18 protein-coding genes are annotated in these 16,973 nt (G+C 68.3%); 15 read left to right on the top strand and 3 right to left on the bottom strand.

The window, feature by feature from the left end; genetic code table 11:
• Positions 1 to 49: 49 nt before the first annotated feature.
• Complete coding sequence (locus AC27VN_RS13045; protein WP_490876801.1) at positions 50 to 631, bottom strand: superoxide dismutase; 582 nt, start codon at positions 629 to 631, stop codon at positions 50 to 52.
• A 59-nt stretch (positions 632 to 690) separates the two neighbouring features.
• Positions 691 to 1,995 (bottom strand): exodeoxyribonuclease VII large subunit, encoded by a 1,305-nt coding sequence (gene xseA / locus AC27VN_RS13040; RefSeq protein WP_490876800.1) that lies wholly within the window; start codon positions 1,993 to 1,995, stop codon positions 691 to 693.
• Positions 1,996 to 2,308: 313 nt separating this feature from the next.
• Here xseA and AC27VN_RS13035 point away from each other — a divergent pair, with 313 nt between their 5' ends.
• From AC27VN_RS13035 to adk, 6 genes are all read left to right on the top strand, one after another.
• On the top strand, positions 2,309 to 2,941 hold the full coding sequence (locus AC27VN_RS13035; RefSeq protein WP_093342221.1) for a MotA/TolQ/ExbB proton channel family protein: 633 nt from the start codon (positions 2,309 to 2,311) through the stop codon (positions 2,939 to 2,941).
• A 55-nt stretch (positions 2,942 to 2,996) separates the two neighbouring features.
• A complete protein-coding gene (locus AC27VN_RS13030) occupies positions 2,997 to 3,422 on the top strand; it encodes an ExbD/TolR family protein (RefSeq protein WP_490876803.1) in 426 nt (141 codons plus the stop codon).
• Positions 3,423 to 3,510: 88 nt separating this feature from the next.
• Complete coding sequence (gene lpxK, locus AC27VN_RS13025; protein WP_490876802.1) at positions 3,511 to 4,452, top strand: tetraacyldisaccharide 4'-kinase; 942 nt, start codon at positions 3,511 to 3,513, stop codon at positions 4,450 to 4,452.
• Positions 4,433 to 4,615 (top strand): Trm112 family protein, encoded by a 183-nt coding sequence (locus tag AC27VN_RS13020; protein WP_057596378.1) that lies wholly within the window; start codon positions 4,433 to 4,435, stop codon positions 4,613 to 4,615. Before lpxK ends, AC27VN_RS13020 begins: the two co-directional genes overlap by 20 nt.
• Positions 4,612 to 5,379 (top strand): 3-deoxy-manno-octulosonate cytidylyltransferase, encoded by a 768-nt coding sequence (gene kdsB / locus AC27VN_RS13015; protein ID WP_490876799.1) that lies wholly within the window; start codon positions 4,612 to 4,614, stop codon positions 5,377 to 5,379. Before AC27VN_RS13020 ends, kdsB begins: the two co-directional genes overlap by 4 nt.
• A 304-nt stretch (positions 5,380 to 5,683) precedes the next feature.
• Positions 5,684 to 6,340, top strand: coding sequence for an adenylate kinase (gene adk / locus AC27VN_RS13010; RefSeq protein WP_093342226.1), 657 nt, complete (start codon positions 5,684 to 5,686; stop codon positions 6,338 to 6,340).
• A 73-nt stretch (positions 6,341 to 6,413) separates the two neighbouring features.
• On the opposite strand, the gene AC27VN_RS13005 is transcribed toward adk, so the two are convergent.
• Positions 6,414 to 7,376 (bottom strand): asparaginase, encoded by a 963-nt coding sequence (locus AC27VN_RS13005; protein ID WP_490876798.1) that lies wholly within the window; start codon positions 7,374 to 7,376, stop codon positions 6,414 to 6,416.
• Between the two features lie 72 nt (positions 7,377 to 7,448).
• Between AC27VN_RS13005 and lexA the strand changes: the two genes are divergently transcribed.
• From lexA to AC27VN_RS12960, 9 genes are all read left to right on the top strand, one after another.
• Positions 7,449 to 8,123, top strand: a complete 675-nt coding sequence (gene lexA / locus AC27VN_RS13000; protein WP_057596370.1) for a transcriptional repressor LexA — start codon at positions 7,449 to 7,451, stop codon at positions 8,121 to 8,123.
• Between the two features lie 177 nt (positions 8,124 to 8,300).
• On the top strand, positions 8,301 to 8,684 hold the full coding sequence (locus tag AC27VN_RS12995) for a hypothetical protein (RefSeq protein WP_490876797.1): 384 nt from the start codon (positions 8,301 to 8,303) through the stop codon (positions 8,682 to 8,684).
• 256 nt (positions 8,685 to 8,940) lie between these two features.
• On the top strand, positions 8,941 to 9,948 hold the full coding sequence (locus AC27VN_RS12990; protein WP_093342231.1) for a D-2-hydroxyacid dehydrogenase family protein: 1,008 nt from the start codon (positions 8,941 to 8,943) through the stop codon (positions 9,946 to 9,948).
• 4 nt (positions 9,949 to 9,952) lie between these two features.
• Entirely contained in the window at positions 9,953 to 11,110 is a 1,158-nt protein-coding gene (locus tag AC27VN_RS12985) for an MFS transporter (RefSeq protein ID WP_490876796.1), read from the top strand.
• A gap of 168 nt (positions 11,111 to 11,278) precedes the next feature.
• Positions 11,279 to 12,799 carry a 3-hydroxyacyl-CoA dehydrogenase gene (locus AC27VN_RS12980; RefSeq protein ID WP_490876795.1) on the top strand — a complete coding sequence of 507 codons (1,521 nt, stop codon included), beginning with the start codon at positions 11,279 to 11,281 and terminating at the stop codon, positions 12,797 to 12,799.
• Between the two features lie 8 nt (positions 12,800 to 12,807).
• The gene (locus AC27VN_RS12975; protein WP_203201183.1) at positions 12,808 to 13,587 is read left to right on the top strand and encodes an oxepin-CoA hydrolase, alternative type; all 780 of its coding nucleotides are present in this window, start codon (positions 12,808 to 12,810) and stop codon (positions 13,585 to 13,587) included.
• 77 nt (positions 13,588 to 13,664) lie between these two features.
• Positions 13,665 to 14,384: a Crp/Fnr family transcriptional regulator gene (locus AC27VN_RS12970; RefSeq protein WP_093342235.1), complete on the top strand. Its 720-nt coding sequence runs from the start codon at positions 13,665 to 13,667 to the stop codon at positions 14,382 to 14,384.
• Between the two features lies 1 nt (position 14,385).
• Positions 14,386 to 15,474: a phosphotransferase gene (locus AC27VN_RS12965; RefSeq protein ID WP_203201184.1), complete on the top strand. Its 1,089-nt coding sequence runs from the start codon at positions 14,386 to 14,388 to the stop codon at positions 15,472 to 15,474.
• A gap of 172 nt (positions 15,475 to 15,646) precedes the next feature.
• Positions 15,647 to 16,918 carry an acyl-CoA dehydrogenase family protein gene (locus AC27VN_RS12960; protein WP_490876794.1) on the top strand — a complete coding sequence of 424 codons (1,272 nt, stop codon included), beginning with the start codon at positions 15,647 to 15,649 and terminating at the stop codon, positions 16,916 to 16,918.
• Positions 16,919 to 16,973 lie beyond the last annotated feature (55 nt).

Raw genomic sequence — 16,973 nt, 5'->3', positions numbered from 1 at the left:
GTCGCGGGGCTTTTTCATGAAGGCACCGCGATGGTGCCCCTCGTCGATCTCAGCCGAAGTTCTTTTCGGCGAAGTCCCAGTTGACCAGCTTGGCCAGGAAGGTCTCGACGAACTTGGGACGCAGGTTGCGGTAGTCGATGTAGTAGGCGTGTTCCCAGACGTCGACCGTCAAGAGCGCCGTGTCGGCGGTCGTCAGCGGCGTGCCGGCGGCGCCGGTGTTCACGACGTCCACGCTGCCGTCGGGCTTCTTCACCAGCCAGGTCCAGCCCGAGCCGAAGTTGCCCACGGCCGACTTCACGAAGGCTTCCTTGAAGGCGTCGTAGCTGCCCCACTTGGCATCGATGGCCTTGGCCAGCGCGCCGCTCGGAGCGCCACCGCCTTGCGGCTTCATGCAGTTCCAGAAGAAGGTGTGGTTCCAGATCTGGGCCGAGTTGTTGTAGATGCCGCCGCTGGACTTCTTGATGATCTCCTCGAGCGTCATCGACTCGAACTCGGTGCCCTTCTGCAGGTTGTTGAGGTTCACCACATAGGCGTTGTGGTGCTTGCCGTAGTGGTACTCGAGGGTCTCCTTCGAGTACTCGGGTGCCAGCGCGTCGAGGGCGTACGGCAGGGGTGGGAGCACATGTTCCATGGTTTTTTCTCGTGGGTTGGTTGTGGGGAATCAATGATTCTAGAAAGGAATCGTGGCACTCACGTCGGACGCGTTCCCGTCGCGCCGCGTGACCCGACGGTCAGATCGACGGAGCCATCGGCCAGGCGGGCAACGACGGCATCGCCGGGTGCGAGCGCCTTCGCGCTGACCACGGCGCGCCCGTCGGCGTCGGTGATCCAGGCATAGCCGCGCTGCAACACGAGCGCGGGATCGAGCAGGCGCAGCCGCAGCGCGACACGCTCCAGGCGCTCGCGGCGCTGCACCAGCGCGCGCTCGAACTTCGAAGGGAAATCGTTGGCCAGCGTTTGCGTCGCCTGCGAATGCTGCTGCGTCCTCGACAGCACCGCGTAGTGCAGGCGCTGCGCATGGTGCGCGAGCCGCAACTGCTGCCGCGCCACCAGCGACGAAGGACGGCCGAGCCGGCCCGCGGCCTGGTCGAGCCGCTGGCCCAGCACGTCGAGCCGCGCGCCGATGGCGTCGTCGAGCCGTTCCTCGAGCAAGGTCAGGGCATCGAGCCACAGCGCCTGCGGCGCGCTGACCAGCTCGGCCGCGGCGGTAGGCGTCGGCGCGCGCAGGTCGGCGCAGAAATCGGCGATGGTGAAGTCGGTCTCGTGGCCCACGCCGCTGATCAGCGGCACCGGGCTCTGCACGATGGTGCGTGCCAGGCTCTCGTCGTTGAAGGCCCAGAGGTCCTCGATCGATCCACCGCCGCGCACCAGCAGGATGACGTCGACCGCCGGTTGCATCGCGTAGAGCGATTGCAGCGCGCGCACCAGTTCGCCGGGTGCAGCGGCGCCCTGCACCGCCGCGGGCGCCACCGTCACGGGAATGTGGGGCACACGCCGGCGCAACGCGGTCACCACGTCATGGAGCGCCGCGGCGCCCAGCGAGGTGACGACGCCGATCGCGCGCGGCATCACCGGCAGCGCGCGCTTGCGCGCCGGGTCGAACAGCCCCTCGGCCTCGAGGCGCGCCTTGCGCTGCAGGAACTGCTCGAACAGGGCGCCCTGCCCGGCCCGGCGCAGGCTTTCGACCACCAGTTGCAGATCGCCGCGCGGCTCGTAGACCGCGAGACGCCCGCGCACCTCGACCTGGTCGCCGTCGCGCGGCGAGAAATCGAGCAGGCCGGCCGCGCGGCGGAACATGGCGCAGCGCAGCTGGCCCGACTCGTCCTTGAGCGAGAAGTAACAATGTCCACTCGCCGCACGCGAAAAACCGGAGATTTCGCCGCGCACGGACACCGGATTGAAGCGGGCATCGAGCGCATCGGCGACCGCGCGGCACAACGCGCCGACGGCCCAGACGCGCGGCCCGGAAACCGGATTGGGGTCACGCAAGTTCACAAAACCGCCGAATCGTGATTTGGCACTCTTCCACAACGGGTGCCGTGGCTCGGGCGCCAGGGCCCCGGGGTCGGACAATTGCACGGTTTCTCGTGCAAGTTGTTGATTTCATTTAAAAAAGCGGTGCCCAAAATTCAATCGATCTAATGGAAAGCCCAGTTGGCGCGGCTCGCGGCGACTTGCGCAGCGGGTTAATCACAAAGTTATCCACAGAATCTGTGCGTCTTGGCCGACACGCAAACAAGCCGTGTGGCGATGGTGGGCTCAGTGGATAATCGCCGCGCATTGACAGCCTACGGGGCCGGAGGATTCCTTGTTTTCCATCATAGTTGCTGCAGGTTGGCCCATCTGGCCGCTGCTCGCTTGCTCGGTGATTGCACTCGCACTCGTTATAGAACGTTTCACAAGTCTCAAGACAGTGAAGGTGCTTCCGCCCAAGCTGCTCGACGAAACCATCACCGTGTCGCACAACGCGGTACCCGGCCCCGATGTGGTGACCAAGCTGGAAAACAACTCGATGCTCGGCCAGGTGCTGGCCGCCGGCTTGCGGGCGCTGAACGCCAATCCGCGCTGCACCGAGGACGACCTGCGCGCGGCCATGGAAGCCTCGGGCCGCACCGTGGCGCACCGGCTGGAACGCTACCTGCCCGCCCTCGCCACCATCGCCTCGGCCGCCCCGCTGCTCGGGCTGCTGGGCACGGTGATCGGCATGATCGAGATCTTCGGTTCGCAGTCGCCGACCAGCGGCGCGGTCGGGTCGGGCAACCCGGCGCAGCTCGCGCACGGCATCTCGATCGCGCTCTACAACACGGCCTTCGGCCTGATCGTCGCGATCCCGACCCTGATCTTCTGGCGCTACTTCCGCAGCCGCGTCGACGAGTACCTGCTGAACCTGGAACTCTCGGGCGAGCGCTTCGCGCGCCATCTCAACGCGATGCGCAAATGAGGGCGCCCCCCGCCTTCATGGCCGCCACCGGGAGCGCCCGGTGAGCCGCGGCCGCATGCAGTTTCGCCACGGCGCGCGCGACGAGCCCGAGATCAACCTGATCCCGTTCATCGATGTGCTGCTGGTGGTGCTGATCTTCCTGATGCTGTCGACCACCTACAGCAAGTTCACCGAGATGCAGCTGCGGCTGCCGACGGCGGACGTGGACGCGCAGCGCGACTACCCGAAGGAAGTGATCGTCGGCGTGTCGGCCGACGGGCGCTATTCGGTCAACAAGACACCCGTGCCCGACCGCAGCGTGGACACCGTGGCGGCGGCGCTCGCCGCGGCCGCCACTGGCGGCAAGGACAGCGTGGTGATCATCAGCGCCGATGCCAGCAGCCCGCACCAGGCCGTGGTCACGGTGATGGAGGCCGCGCGCCGCGCGGGCCTGATGCAGATCACCTTCGCCGCCCAGTCGACGGCGCAAGCCGGGCACTGAGTTGCCGTCGCAGGGGCGCAACGGCACCCACGCCGGCGCAACCGCCTCGCGGCTTCGGCGCGCCTGGCTGTCGCGCGGTCCGCTGGCGATGCTGCTGTGGCCGCTGTCCCTGCTCTTTCGCACCCTGGTGGCGCTGCGCGCGCTGCTCTATCGCCTCGGCTGGCTGCGCACCGAACGTGTACCGGTGCCGGTGGTGATCGTCGGCAATGTGATCGCCGGTGGCGCGGGCAAGACGCCGGTGGTGATGGCCGTGGTGCAGCATCTGCGCGCGCGCGGCTGGCAGGTCGGCGTGGTGTCGCGCGGCTACGGCCGGTACACCGACGACTGCCGCGAAGTCCTGGCCGACAGCGATCCGCGCGAGGTCGGCGACGAGCCGGCGCTGATCCGGCGCAGCACCGGCGCGCCAGTGTTCGTGGCGCGGCGTCGCGCCGAGGCCGCGCGCGCGTTGCTCGCCGCCCACCCCGCCACGCAGGTCGTCGTCAGCGACGATGGCCTGCAGCACCTGGCGCTGGCGCGCGATATCGAGATCTGCGTGTTCGATGACCGCGGCATCGGCAACGGCTGGCTGCTGCCGGCCGGCCCCTTGCGCGAACCCTGGCCGCGCGATTGCGACCTGGTGCTGCACAGCGGCGAGCACCCGGCGTTCCCCGGTGGCTTCACCGCCACGCGCCAACTGGCGACCTACGCGGTGGCCAGCGACGGCACCCGGACGCCACTGGCCTCGCTGGCTTCGCGCCCCATCACGGCACTGGCGGCGATCGCGCGGCCCGAAGCCTTCTTCGAGATGCTGCGCGCGCAAGGCATCGAACCCGAACGAACCATCGCCCTGGCCGATCACCACGATTTCGCCGACTGGCACAACGACGTGCCGGCCGGCCATCTGCTGCTGTGCACCGAGAAGGACGCGGTCAAGCTCTGGCGCAAAGAGCCTCGTGCGCTGGCCGTGCCGCTGCTGTTCGCGCCCTCCGAAGCCTTCCTTGCGGCGCTCGACGCAAAGCTATCATCGACCGATGGACACCAAGCTGCTTGAACTGCTCGTCTGCCCCGTCACCAAGGGCCCCCTGACCTGGAATCCGGAGAAGCAGGAACTCTGTTCGCGCAGTGCGCGCCTGGCCTACCCGGTGCGCGACGGCATTCCGGTGCTGCTCGAGAACGAGGCCCGCACCCTGTCCGACGACGAGCTCGGGCTGTGAGCTTCACGGTTCTGGTGCCGGCCCGGCTGGCGTCGACGCGGTTGCCCGACAAGCCGCTGGCCGACATCGCGGGCGTACCGATGGTGGCGCGCGTGGCGCAGCGCGCGGCGCAGTCCGGCGCGGCGCGCGTGGTGGTGGCGGCGGACCATGCCTCGATCCTCGCGGCCTGCCAGGCCCACGGCGTGGAGGCCATCCTCACCCGCCAAGACCACCCGAGCGGCAGCGATCGCCTCGCCGAAGCCTGCGAACAGCTCGGCCTCGACGGCGACGCGGTGGTGGTCAACGTGCAGGGCGACGAGCCGCTGATCGACCCGGCGTTGATCGACGCCGTGGCCGCGGCGCTGCTCGCGCGGCCCGATGCCGCAATGAGTACCGCGGTGCATGCGATCGATTCGGTGGCCGACTATCTCAATCCGAACGTCGTGAAGGCCGTGCTCGACGCGCAAGGCAATGCGCTCTATTTCAGTCGCGCGCCGATTCCCTGGTGGCGCGATGGTGCCGCGCCCGGCGTGCCGCCTGTGCAACTGCCTTCGCCCGCGCCACTGCGCCACATCGGCATCTACGGCTACCGTGCGGGTTTCGTGCGCCGGTTTCCCTCGCTGCCGCCCTCGCCGCTCGAAACCATCGAGGCACTCGAGCAGCTGCGCGCGCTGTGGCATGGGCATCGCATCGCGGTGCATGTGAGCGATGCGGCGCCGGGACCGGGCGTCGACACGCCGGAAGACCTGGCACGGGTGCGAGCACTGTTCGACGCCGCGAACTGAGCGCTGGCCTAGCGGCGGCCGGCCGCTGCGATCAGTCACGCAGATGCCATCCAGGCCTGGAAGTTCCAGGCTTCGAACGGCAGTCCAATCTTCGTCCAACTTGCCCGATCCATCCACGAAGAGCCGGCTTCGGAGCGCAAGGCGTCTCGATCATCGCTTTCGGGCCATCGCCATCGCGGGTGCCCGGCGAAATTGTTCACGGGGCCGCGTGCTATCCTCGACGCAACTCCGTCCGTGGCACTTTGTCTTCATTGAAGGGTGCCTGCGCGACGTGACACAAATCCAAGAACCCTCCGAGGACACCATGAGACTGATTTTGTTGGGCGCGCCCGGGGCGGGCAAAGGCACGCAGGCGGCCTTCATTTGCCAGAAGTACGGCATTCCGCAGATTTCCACCGGCGACATGCTGCGCGCCGCCGTCAAGGCCGGCACCCCGCTGGGCCTGCAGGCCAAGGCCGTGATGGATGCGGGCGCGCTGGTCAGCGACGACCTCATCATCAATCTCGTGAAGGAACGCATCGCCCAGCCCGACTGCGCCGAAGGCTTCCTGTTCGACGGCTTCCCGCGCACCATTCCGCAAGCCGACGCGATGAAGGCCGCGGGCGTCAAGCTCGACTACGTGCTCGAGATCGACGTGCCCTTCAGCGACATCATCGAACGCATGAGCGGCCGGCGCTCGCACCCGGCCTCGGGACGCACCTACCACCTCAAGTTCAACCCGCCCAAGGTCGAAGGCAAGGACGACCTGACCGGCGAGGAACTGATCCAGCGCAAGGACGACGAAGAAGAGACCGTGCGCACGCGGCTCGACGTCTACAGCCAGCAGACGCGTCCGCTGGTCGACTACTACTCGGCCTGGGCCAAGACCGATCCGGCCGCCGCACCGAAGTACCGCGCCATCCAGGGCGTGGGCACGGTCGAAGAGATCACGCAACGTGCACTGGCCGCATTGAGCAGCTGATCCCCGACTCGAATCGCAAGCCGCGTGCGGGCCTCGAGGCCCGCGACGCGGCTTTTTCTTTGGCATCCCGACTTCAGAGCAGCTCGAGCGTCAGCGCGATGCGCGCCTTGACGGGCGTCAGCGCGCCCGCATCGCGCAGGCGGTCGCCCGGCTTGGGCAGGATGTGCCCTTGCGTGCAGCGGGTGGCGCGCAACACCGCAATGCCGGCCTGCTGCGCCTCGAGCGCCGCCGCCTCGAGCGCGTGGTGCAGCGTGCCGTTGCCAGTGGTCGCCAGCACGAGGCCGCGCAGAGGAGACGCCGCCATGCCATCGGCACGCAGCGCATGGATCAACGCGCCGCTCGCGCCCGCGTGGCTCATCACGATCTCCACGCGCGGCCACGCGGCTTCGTCCTCGGGAAGACGGCCGAGGGCTGCGCCTGCTTCCGAAGCCGGCCAGTCACGCACGCGCCGCACCTCGCCCTCCTCCACGTAGCCCACCGGCCCCGCGTCACCCGCGTCGAAGGCATCGAGCCGATAGGTGTGCACCTTCTGCACGTCGAAGGCACCGAGCACAGTGCCCGCGCATACCGCGGTCACGCCCTGCGCGTCCGGCGTCGCGGCCACGGCAATCGCATCGCGCACATTCTGCGGACCGTCGGGCGACAGCGCGGAGGCCGGGCGCATGGCGCAGGTCAGCACGACGGGCTTACGCGGCGCCAGCACCGACTGGAGGAAGAAGGCGGTCTCCTCGAGCGTGTCGGTGCCGTGGGTGATCACCACGCCGGCCACGTCGGGCTGCGCCAGCCAGTGGGCGCAGCGCAGCGCCAGCGCGCGCCAAATCGCGAAGGACATGTCCTTGCTGTCGATCTGCGCCACCTGCTCCGCCGCCAGCGTCACGCCTACGGGCGCTTCGATTCCGCCGAGCAGGTCGGCCACGCCAACCTCGCCGACGGTGTAGCCGATGTTGTCGCCGCTGTTCGTCGCGCGGCCCGAGATGGTGCCGCCAGTGCCGAGCACCACCACGCGCCGCGGATTCGAAAGGGATGAAGTCACCATGACTTGCCAACTTTGAAAAACTGGTTAAAAATACAGGTACTGGATGTTCAGCCAGTGCCGCAAGGAACCACCATGCAGTTCGCCGTGAAGCTTACCGCCCGCCAGCAGCAGATCCTCGATCTGATCCAGAGCGCCATTGCCCGTACCGGGGCGCCGCCCACTCGTGCCGAAATCGCGAGCGAGCTGGGCTTTCGCTCCGCCAATGCCGCCGAGGAGCATCTGCAGGCACTGGCCCGCAAGGGCGTCATCGAACTCGTGAGCGGCACCTCGCGCGGCATCCGCCTCAAGGGCGATGCACTGCGCTCGCTGGCCGAATCGCGCAACAGCCAGTTCTCGCTGTCGCTGCCCGGCATGGCGCAACTCGCGCTGCCGCTCATCGGCCGCGTCGCGGCCGGTTCGCCGATCCTCGCGCAAGAGCATGTCGACCAGACCTACTACGTCGAGAACACGCTGTTCCAGCGCCAGCCCGACTACTTGCTCAAGGTGCGCGGCATGTCGATGCGCGACGCCGGCATCATGGACGGCGACCTGCTCGCGGTGCAGGCCACCAAGGAAGCGCGCAACGGCCAGATCGTGGTGGCGCGCCTCGGCGACGAAGTGACCGTCAAGCGCCTCAAGCGCAACAAGCAGGTGATCGAGCTCCACGCCGAGAACCCCGACTACCCGACCATCGTGGTCCAGCCCGGCGAACCCTTCGAAATCGAAGGCCTCGCGGTTGGCCTGATCCGAAACACCATGCTGATGTAGGCCTGCCGAGCCGGCCCGGCGGTCTGCATCGCCGAGCCGCTTTGCGGATCCGCATCACGCATACCCCATCCGGTCGCCGCAGGTGGCGGGCGTATGGCGCTTTGTCGCCATCACCCTGCTGCGCCCGATGACAACGAATCCTGCCTGTGTTCAACCTCAAACCTTCTTGGAGTTCACATGGGAATCGCCCTCCTCACCTTCGTCGATCTTTGGATGCCGCTTCAGTCGCTCGCGAGCCGCTGGTTGCCCGCCCGCCCCGTACACCGTCGCGATGACGACCTGTGCGCCAGCGAGCTGCGCTATGTGTCGGTACGGCCGTCGTGCACGGCACGCGGTGACAGCGGACAGAACGCCGTCACGGCCGCAGCCGTCGCGCAGGCGCCTTCGCGTCCGCTGCGAGTGGTGCGCGTCGTCGACCGCCAGCAGGGCGGAGCGCGCAACAGCAACCGCGTGGTGATTTCGGGCCGGATGGCGGATGTGTGCGCCGAGCTCGATCGCCTCGCCGCGCTCGAGGCACTTGAAACCGCCGCCGTGTCGCCCCGCCCCGTGCACCTGCACTGAGAGCATCGGCCCAGCGTTTCACGCGGTCGCTCGATCGCGTGGACGCACGAGGTCTAGGCTCAGAGGAGTGAAGAAACCATAGCAGCCGGTTTGTTCACACCCTGTCGGGAAGGCAGTGCCGACCTCACCCCTTTGCCCGCCTTTGCCCCCGCTTCTCCTTCCTTTGCCCCCGTTTTCACCCCTTTCGGGGCCCAGGGGCCGTATCCAAACGTTCAACGGCGCGCCGATTCCATGCTGCGAGGCACAATGGCATGCCATGAATATTGTGATCCTCGACGATTACCAGGATGCGGTGCGCAAGCTGCACTGTGCTTCGAAGCTCGATGCCTACGCAGCCAAGGTCTACACCAACACCGTCAAGGGCATCGGTCAACTCTCGGTGCGACTCAAAGACGCCGACGTGATCGTCCTGATCCGCGAGCGTAGCCAGATCTCGCGCCAGCTGATCGAGAAACTCCCCAAGCTCAAGCTGATCTCGCAGACGGGCCGCGTCAGCAGCCACATCGACGTGGCCGCGTGCACCGAGCGTGGCGTGGCGGTGGCCGAGGGCTCGGGCTCGCCGCAGGCGCCGGCCGAACTGACCTGGGCACTGATCATGTCGGCGATGCGCCGGCTGCCCCAGTACATCAGCAACCTCAAGCACGGCGCCTGGCAGCAGTCGGGGCTCAAGTCGGCCTCGATGCCGCCCAATTTCGGGCTCGGCTCGGTGCTCAAGGGCAAGACGCTTTGCGTCTGGGGCTATGGCCGCATCGGCCAGCTCGTGGCGCGCTACGGCCAGGCCTTCGGCATGCAGGTCGTGATCTGGGGCCGCGAGGCGAGTTGCGCCAAGGCGCGCTCCGACGGCTTCCAGGTGGCGCAGAGCCGCCAGGAGTTCTTCGCGATGGCCGATGTGCTGTCCGTGCACCTGCGGCTCAACGACGAAACCACCGGCCTGATCACGCTCGAGGACCTCTCGCGCATGAAGCCGACCTCGCTGTTCGTCAACACCTCGCGTGCCGAGCTGGTCGAGCCCGATGCGCTGCTCGCCGCGCTCAACCGCGGCCGCCCCGGCCTGGCGGCGATCGACGTGTTCGAGAGCGAACCGCCGCTGCAGGGCCATGCGCTGCTGCGCCTCGAGAACTGCATCTGCACGCCGCACATCGGCTACGTGGAGCAGGAGAGCTACGAGATGTACTTCGGCCAGGCCTTCGACAACGTCGTGAGCTTCATCAAGGGCAACCCCACCAACATCGTCAACCCCGGCGCGTTGCAGGTCCGGCGGTGAAGCCGTGAGCCAGCCGGCGCCACGGGGCGCACTCTGGGCGCTGCTCGCAGGCAACTTCGTGATCGGCACCGGGGTGATGGTGGTGCCGGGCACGCTCAACGAAATCAGTGTTTCGCTCGAGGTCAGTGCCGCCACCGCGGGGCAACTGATCACGGCCGCGGCCTTCGTCACCTGCCTCGGCGCGCCGCTGCTCGCGGCCGCGGTGGCCGGCTGGGACCGGCGTCGGCTGCTGGCCCTCACGATGCTCTGGTACGCCGCCTGGCACGCGGTGTCGGTCTTCATGCCCAGCTTCGGCGCCCTGCTGCCCGTGCGCATGCTCGCGGTGATCGCACCGGCCATCTTCACGCCCCAGGCCGCCGCCTGCGCCGGCATGCTGGTGCCGCCCGAGCAGCGCGGGCGCGCGGTCACCTTCGTCTTCCTCGGCTGGTCGATGGCCTCGGTGCTGGGCCTGCCCATCGGCGCGCTGATCGGCGGTCACTTCGGCTGGCGCGCGGCCTTCCTCGCGATCTCGGCGCTCAGCGTCGTGAGTGCGGTCTCGGTATGGCTCACGCTGCCCAGCGGCATCCGGCCGGCGGCGCTCACGGCCGCGGCCTGGGCGCGCGTACTGCGCAGCCCGGTGCTGATGGGCATCGTGTCGATCACCGCACTGCAGGGCGCGGGCCAGTTCGTGCTGTTCAGCTACTTCGGCCCGATCCTCAAGCAGCGCTTCGGCGCCGACGCCACCGAGCTGAGCCTGATGTGGGGCTGGTTCGGCGTCTGCGGCCTGCTGGGCAACATGGTCGTGAGCCGCATCATCGACCGCGCGGGCGCCGGCCGCATGGTGCTGGCGACCACGGGCCTGATCGCGCTGAGCCTGGCGCTCTGGCCGCTGGCGGACAGCCTGTTCTGGATCGCGGTGGTGGTCTCTCCCTGGGGACTGGGATGCTTCTCGACCAACTCGGCCCAGCAGGCGCGGCTGGTGGGCCTGGCGCCCGCGCTGGCGCCGGGCTCGGTGGCGCTCAACAGCTCGGGCATCTACATCGGCCAGGCCTTCGGCGCCGCGCTCGGCGGCTGGCTGCTGGCGCGCGACGCCATGCACTGGATGAGCTGGGTCGGGCTCGCGCTGCTGCTGGTCGCCATCGTGCTCAGCGTGAGCATCGACCGCAGCCGCCGGCCGGCCTGAACGGCGCGGCGAAACCCCGTCGCGCCGGCGTCCGCATGCCTCCCCGAGAAACACCGAGGAAACCCTTCTCCCGCCAGACTGCAAAATCGCTGCTGCAGCGGCCGGCGTGCGCGCACGCGCCAGCGGCCCGCCCGATACCTCTCAACCTTTGAAAAACCCCAGCCACACATGACAGTGAACTACACCCGGATCGGCGTCGTCGGCGCCGGTGCCATGGGGCGCGGCATCGCCCAGATCGCGGCCCAGGCCGGCAGCGAGGTGCTGCTGCTCGACAGCTTCGAGGGCGCCGCGGCGCGCGGGCGCGATGCCATCGTCGCCCAATGGAACAAGCTGCACGAGAAGGGCCGCATCGACGAGGCCACGCGCGACGCCCAGATCGCGCGCGTACGGATCGCCGAGTCGGCGCAGGCACTGGCCGGCTGCGACCTCGTGATCGAGGCCGTGGTCGAGAACCTCGAGGTCAAGCGCAAGCTGTTCGCCGAACTCGAAGCCATCGTCGCGCCCGGCGCCACGCTGGCCACCAACACCTCCTCGCTCTCGGTGACCGCGATCGCGGCCGGCCTCAAGCACCCCGAACGCTTCGCGGGCTTCCACTTCTTCAACCCGGTGCCGCTGATGAAGGTGGTCGAGGTGGTGGCCGGCTTCAAGACCGCGCCCGAGGTCTGCAGCCGGCTCGCGGGCTATGCCGCGCAGATGGGCCACAGCGCGGTGCAGGCACAGGACACGCCCGGCTTCATCGTCAACCACGCCGGTCGCGGCTACGGCACCGAGGCGCTGCGCATCGTGGGCGAAGGCGTGGCCGACTTCGTGACCGTCGACCGCATCCTGCGCGAGCAGGCGGGCTTCCGCCTCGGCCCCTTCGAGCTGCTGGACCTGACCGCGCTCGACGTCTCGCACCCGGTGATGGAGTCGATCTACCGCCAGTACTACGACGAGCCGCGCTACCGCCCGAGCGTGATCACCGCGCAGCGCCTCGCGGCCGGCGCGCTGGGCCGCAAGACCGGCGAAGGTTTCTACCGCTACGAGGACGGCGCGATGCAGCAGGCCCCTGAGGCACCGGCGCCGAAGGTCGATACGCTGCCCGCCGTGTGGGTCTCGCCGCGCGCCGCACGCCGCGCCGAACTGCTGCGCCTGGTCAACACGCTGGGCGCGCAGATCGACAGTGGCGCCTCCGCCGCGCCGCAGTCGCTGATCCTGGTCGCGCCGCTGGGCTTCGACGTCACCACCGTCGCGGCCGTCGACCGCCTCGATGCCACGCGCACCGTCGGCATCGACATGCTGATCGACGACGCCGCCAGCAAGCGCCGCGTGCTCGCCACCAACCCTGCCACCCGGCGCGACATGCGCGACGCAGCCCACGCCCTGTTCGCGCGCGACGGCAAGGCCGTGAGCGTGATCCGCGACAGCGGCGGCTTCGTCACGCAGCGCGTGATCGGCACCATCGTCAATATCGCGGCCGACATGTGCCAGCAGCGCGTGTGCACGCCAAGCGACCTCGAGACCGCGGTGCAGCTGGGCCTCGGCTATCCACGCGGCCCGCTGGCCATGGGCAACCTCTACGGACCGACCAACATGCTCGAGGTGCTGTTCAACATGCAGACCGTCTACGGCGATCCGCGCTATCGCCCGAGCCCGTGGCTGCGCCGCCGCGGCGCGCTGGGCCTGAGCCTGCTGCACGAGGAAGAGTGAGCCGCGACATGACCGCCGAACTCAAGAGCACGAGCGAAGGTCGCACCATGGTGCTGACGATCGCCAACCCCAGCCAGCGCAATGCGCTCGGTCCCGAGATCTATGCCGCCGGCATCGAGGCGCTCAACGGCGCCGAGAACAGCAGCGAGATCCGCAGCGTGGTCATCGTGGGCGAAGGCCCGTGGTTCTGCGCCGGCGGTTCGCTGCAGCGGCTGCAGGCCAACCGGCAGCGCGAGCGCTCGGTGCAGGCCGAGAGCATCGAGGGGCTGCACAACTGGATCGACTCGATCCGCACCTTTCCGAAGCCGGTGATCGCGGCCGTCGAGGGGCCGGCCGCGGGCGCGGGCTTCTCGCTCGCGCTGGCCTGCGACTTCGTGGTGGCCGCGCGCGACGCGGTGTTCGCCGCCTCGTACAGCAATGTCGCGCTGTCGCCCGACGGCGGACTGAGCTGGCATCTCGCGCAGATGCTGCCGCGCCAGCTCGCGAGCGAATGGCTGATGAACGGCGAACGCATCGGCGCCGAGCGCCTGCATGCGCTGGGCCTGGTGAACACGCTGAGCGATCCGGGCCAGGCCCTGGCCGGTGCGCTCGCGCTGGCCGCCAAGCTCGACGAACGCGCGCCCAACTCGCTCGCGAGCATCAAGGAACTGCTAAGCGAAGGCCGCGGTGCCACGCTCTCGTCGCAGTTGAGCCAGGAGCGCGACCACTTCGTGCGCAACCTGCACCACGCCAATGCCGGCATCGGCATCGCCGCTTTCCTCGAGAAGAAGAAGCCCCAGTACGAGTGAGTACGCGTGACGGGCGGCGGCGCTTCGCGTCGCTCCCGTGACAACCCTACGCCTTTCAGTCGCCGACAGGACAGACCATGGACGACCCCATTCTTACCATCGAAGAACGTGAAGCGATCAACAGTGGTCGCTGGTTTTCTTCCCTCTCCCCTTCGCTCAGGCACGACATCCTCCGATGCGCATTCGTCAGACGGTACAAGGACGGCGACCTGATCGCCGCACGCGGCGATCCGCCCGAGCACTGGATCGCCTGTGCCAGGGGCGCGGTGCGCGTGAGCTCCACGGCCGTCTCGGGCAAGCAAGTGACGCTGACCTACGTGGAGCCGGGCATCTGGTTCGGCGACGTGGCGATGTTCGACGGGGACCGGCGCACGCACGATGCCTATGCGCATGGCGACAGCACCATCCTGTGCGTGGCGCGCGCCGACTTCCAGAAGATCCTGGCCGCGCACGTCGAGCTCTACGAGGCGCTGATGCGCCTGCAGGCACGACGCATCCGCACGCTGTTCGGGCTGGTGGAAGACCTCAACACATTGCCGCTGCGCGCGCGGCTCGCCAAGCAGCTCATCCATCTGGTGCGCAGCTACGGCGTGCCCAACCTGGACGACGGCAGCCAGATGCGCATCGGCCTGCAGCTGGCGCAGGAAGAACTCGCGCAGCTGCTGGGCGCTTCGCGCCAGCGCGTGAATCAGGAACTCAAGACCATGGAACGCGAGGACATCATCCGCATCGAGCCGGCCGGACTGGTGGTGCTCGATCGCGCGGCACTGATGCGCGTCTCGGAATCGGATCGATAGCATGAGCCAGGATTTTTCGAACTTCGTCGGCACCCGCGCGGTGTCGCAGCAGCACGCCTTCGACGTCGACGCGCTGTCGGCCTGGCTCGAGAAGAACCTCGAGGGCTTCAAAGGCCCGCTCACGGTCGAGATGTTCAAGGGCGGCCAGTCCAACCCGACCTACAAGCTGGTCACGCCCACGCAGAGCTACGTGATGCGCGCCAAGCCCGGCCCGGTCGCCAAGCTGCTGCCCTCCGCGCATGCGGTGGAGCGCGAGTTCAAGGTGATGAGCGGCCTGGCCGGCACCGACGTGCCCGTGCCGCGCATGCACTGCCTGTGCGAGGACGAGGCCGTGATCGGCCGCGCCTTCTACGTGATGGAGTTCATGCAGGGCCGCGTGCTCTGGGACCAGTCGCTGCCGGGCATGGGCAATGCCGAACGCAGCGCCATCTACGACGAGATGAACCGCGTGATCGCGGCGCTGCACACGGTGAAGTACGCCGAGCGCGGCCTCGCCGACTACGGCAAGCCCGGCAACTACTTCGAGCGCCAGATCGGCCGCTGGAGCAAGCAGTACGTGGCCTCGATCACGCAGCCCATTCCCGAGATGGACAAGCTCATGGAGTGGCTGCCGGCGCACATGCCCGCGAGCGCGCGCGACGAGAACATGACCTCGATCGTGCACGGCGACTTCCGGCTCGACAACCTGATGTTCCATGCCACCGAGCCGCGCGCGATCGCGGTGCTCGACTGGGAGCTGTCGACGCTGGGCCATCCGCTGGCCGACTTCAGCTACCACTGCATGTCCTGGCACATCTCGGGCGCGACCTTCCGCGGCATCGCAGGCCTCGACCACGCGAGCCTGGGCATCCCGACCGAGAGCGAATACATCCGCAGGTACTGCGAGCGCACCGGCCTCACCACGCCCGAGGCGCTGGCGCCCGACTGGAACTTCTACCAGGCCTACAACCTGTTCCGCATGGCCGCGATCCTGCAAGGCATTGCCAAGCGGGTCGAGGCCGGCACCGCATCGAGCGAGCAAGCCGTGGCCTCGGGCCGCGGTGCCCGTCCCATGGCCGAAATGGCCTGGCAATTCGCGCAGCGAGCATGAGCCTCCCGGCCTTTCACTTCGCCCTCCGGCATGTGATCCGCCGCCCCTCGCGGGGGAGGCCCGGCCCGCTCGTGCGCTCACGAAACGCACAACGCACCCTGTGCGCAGACGGCCGTACCGGCGGCTAGGCACCACCCGAGTCGCCCGCCCTTCACCCCCAACGGAGACCCCCATGGATTTCGAATACTCGGCCAAAACCAAAGACCTCCAGAAACGCGTCAGCGCGTTCATGGACGAATACATCTATCCCGCCGAAGCCGAATACAGCGCCGAACTCGCGGCCAACACGGCTGCCGGCAAGCGCTGGACCGCGCTCAAGACCGTCGAGAAGCTCAAGGACAAGGCCAAGGCCCAGGGCCTGTGGAACCTGTTCCTGCCGGTCGACAGCGCGGCCGCCTCGGGCTACGACGGCGCCGGCCTCACCAACCAGGAATACGCGCCGCTGGCCGAGATCATGGGCCGGGTGCCATGGGCGTCTGAAGCCTTCAACTGCTCGGCGCCCGACACCGGCAACATGGAGACCATCGCGCGCTACGGCTCCGACGCCATCAAGGCACGCTGGCTGAAGCCGCTGCTCGAAGGCCAGATCCGCTCGGCCTTCGCGATGACCGAGCCCGACGTGGCTTCGAGCGACGCGACCAACATCTCGACGCGCATCACGCGCGAGGGCGACGAGTACGTCATCAACGGCCACAAGTGGTGGATCTCGGGCGCCGCCGATCCGCGCTGCGCCGTGTTCATCACGATGGGCAAGAGCGATCCCGAGGCGCCCAAGCACTCGCAGCAAAGCATGGTGATCGTGCCGGCCGACGCCAAGGGCATCCGCATCGTGCGCCCGCTCAACGTGATGGGCTACGACGACGCGCCGCACGGCCACGTCGAGATGTACTTCGAGAACGTGCGCGTGCCGGTCGACAACATCCTGCTCGGCGAAGGCCGCGGCTTCGAGATCGCCCAGGGCCGCCTCGGCCCCGGACGCATCCACCACTGCATGCGCCTGATCGGCCTGGCCGAGCGCGCGCTCGAGCTGATGTGCCGCCGCGCTTCGTCGCGCGTGGCCTTCGGCAAGACCGTGGCTTCGCAGACCGTGACGCAGGAACGCATCGCCGAGGCGCGCTGCAAGATCGACATGGCCCGCCTGCTCACGCTCAAGGCCGCCTGGCTCATGGACGTGGCCGGCAACAAGGTCGCGAAGAACGAGATCGCGATGATCAAGGTGGTGGCGCCCTCGATGGCCTGCCAGGTGATCGACTGGGCCATGCAGGTGCATGGCGGCGGCGGCATGTGCGACGACTTCCCGCTCGCCTACGCCTATGCCGGCGCGCGCACGCTGCGCTTCGCCGACGGTCCGGACGAAGTGCACCGCAACGCGATCGCCAAGTGGGAGCTGGGCAAGTACGCACCGGGCAAGGCCGAGACCGAGATGCCGGTCACGCGCTTCTGAGCGAGCGCTTTCCCAAAAGCAAAGGGCGCGATCTTCGCGCCCTTTTTTTCTGCTG

Source organism: Variovorax sp. 20P10.2.4, assembly GCF_058244205.1.
The sequence above is the reverse complement of the archived record's forward strand: the minus strand, read 5'-3'. Positions and strand labels throughout refer to the sequence as shown.

Excerpts from the sequence above, each read along its gene's own strand:
- AC27VN_RS12975 (WP_203201183.1), top strand. The coding sequence starts at position 12,808 with ATGACCGCCGAACTCAAGAGCACGAGCGAAGGTCGCACCATGGTGCTG.
- lpxK (WP_490876802.1), top strand. The coding sequence starts at position 3,511 with ATGCTGCTGTGGCCGCTGTCCCTGCTCTTTCGCACCCTGGTGGCGCTG.
- adk (WP_093342226.1), top strand. The coding sequence starts at position 5,684 with ATGAGACTGATTTTGTTGGGCGCGCCCGGGGCGGGCAAAGGCACGCAG.
- AC27VN_RS13005 (WP_490876798.1), bottom strand. The coding sequence starts at position 7,376 with ATGGTGACTTCATCCCTTTCGAATCCGCGGCGCGTGGTGGTGCTCGGC.
- AC27VN_RS12980 (WP_490876795.1), top strand. The coding sequence starts at position 11,279 with ATGACAGTGAACTACACCCGGATCGGCGTCGTCGGCGCCGGTGCCATG.
- AC27VN_RS13020 (WP_057596378.1), top strand. The coding sequence starts at position 4,433 with ATGGACACCAAGCTGCTTGAACTGCTCGTCTGCCCCGTCACCAAGGGC.
- AC27VN_RS12970 (WP_093342235.1), top strand. The coding sequence starts at position 13,665 with ATGGACGACCCCATTCTTACCATCGAAGAACGTGAAGCGATCAACAGT.
- AC27VN_RS12995 (WP_490876797.1), top strand. The coding sequence starts at position 8,301 with ATGGGAATCGCCCTCCTCACCTTCGTCGATCTTTGGATGCCGCTTCAG.
- lexA (WP_057596370.1), top strand. The coding sequence starts at position 7,449 with ATGCAGTTCGCCGTGAAGCTTACCGCCCGCCAGCAGCAGATCCTCGAT.
- AC27VN_RS12965 (WP_203201184.1), top strand. The coding sequence starts at position 14,386 with ATGAGCCAGGATTTTTCGAACTTCGTCGGCACCCGCGCGGTGTCGCAG.
- AC27VN_RS12990 (WP_093342231.1), top strand. The coding sequence starts at position 8,941 with ATGAATATTGTGATCCTCGACGATTACCAGGATGCGGTGCGCAAGCTG.
- AC27VN_RS13030 (WP_490876803.1), top strand. The coding sequence starts at position 2,997 with ATGCAGTTTCGCCACGGCGCGCGCGACGAGCCCGAGATCAACCTGATC.
- AC27VN_RS12960 (WP_490876794.1), top strand. The coding sequence starts at position 15,647 with ATGGATTTCGAATACTCGGCCAAAACCAAAGACCTCCAGAAACGCGTC.
- AC27VN_RS13045 (WP_490876801.1), bottom strand. The coding sequence starts at position 631 with ATGGAACATGTGCTCCCACCCCTGCCGTACGCCCTCGACGCGCTGGCA.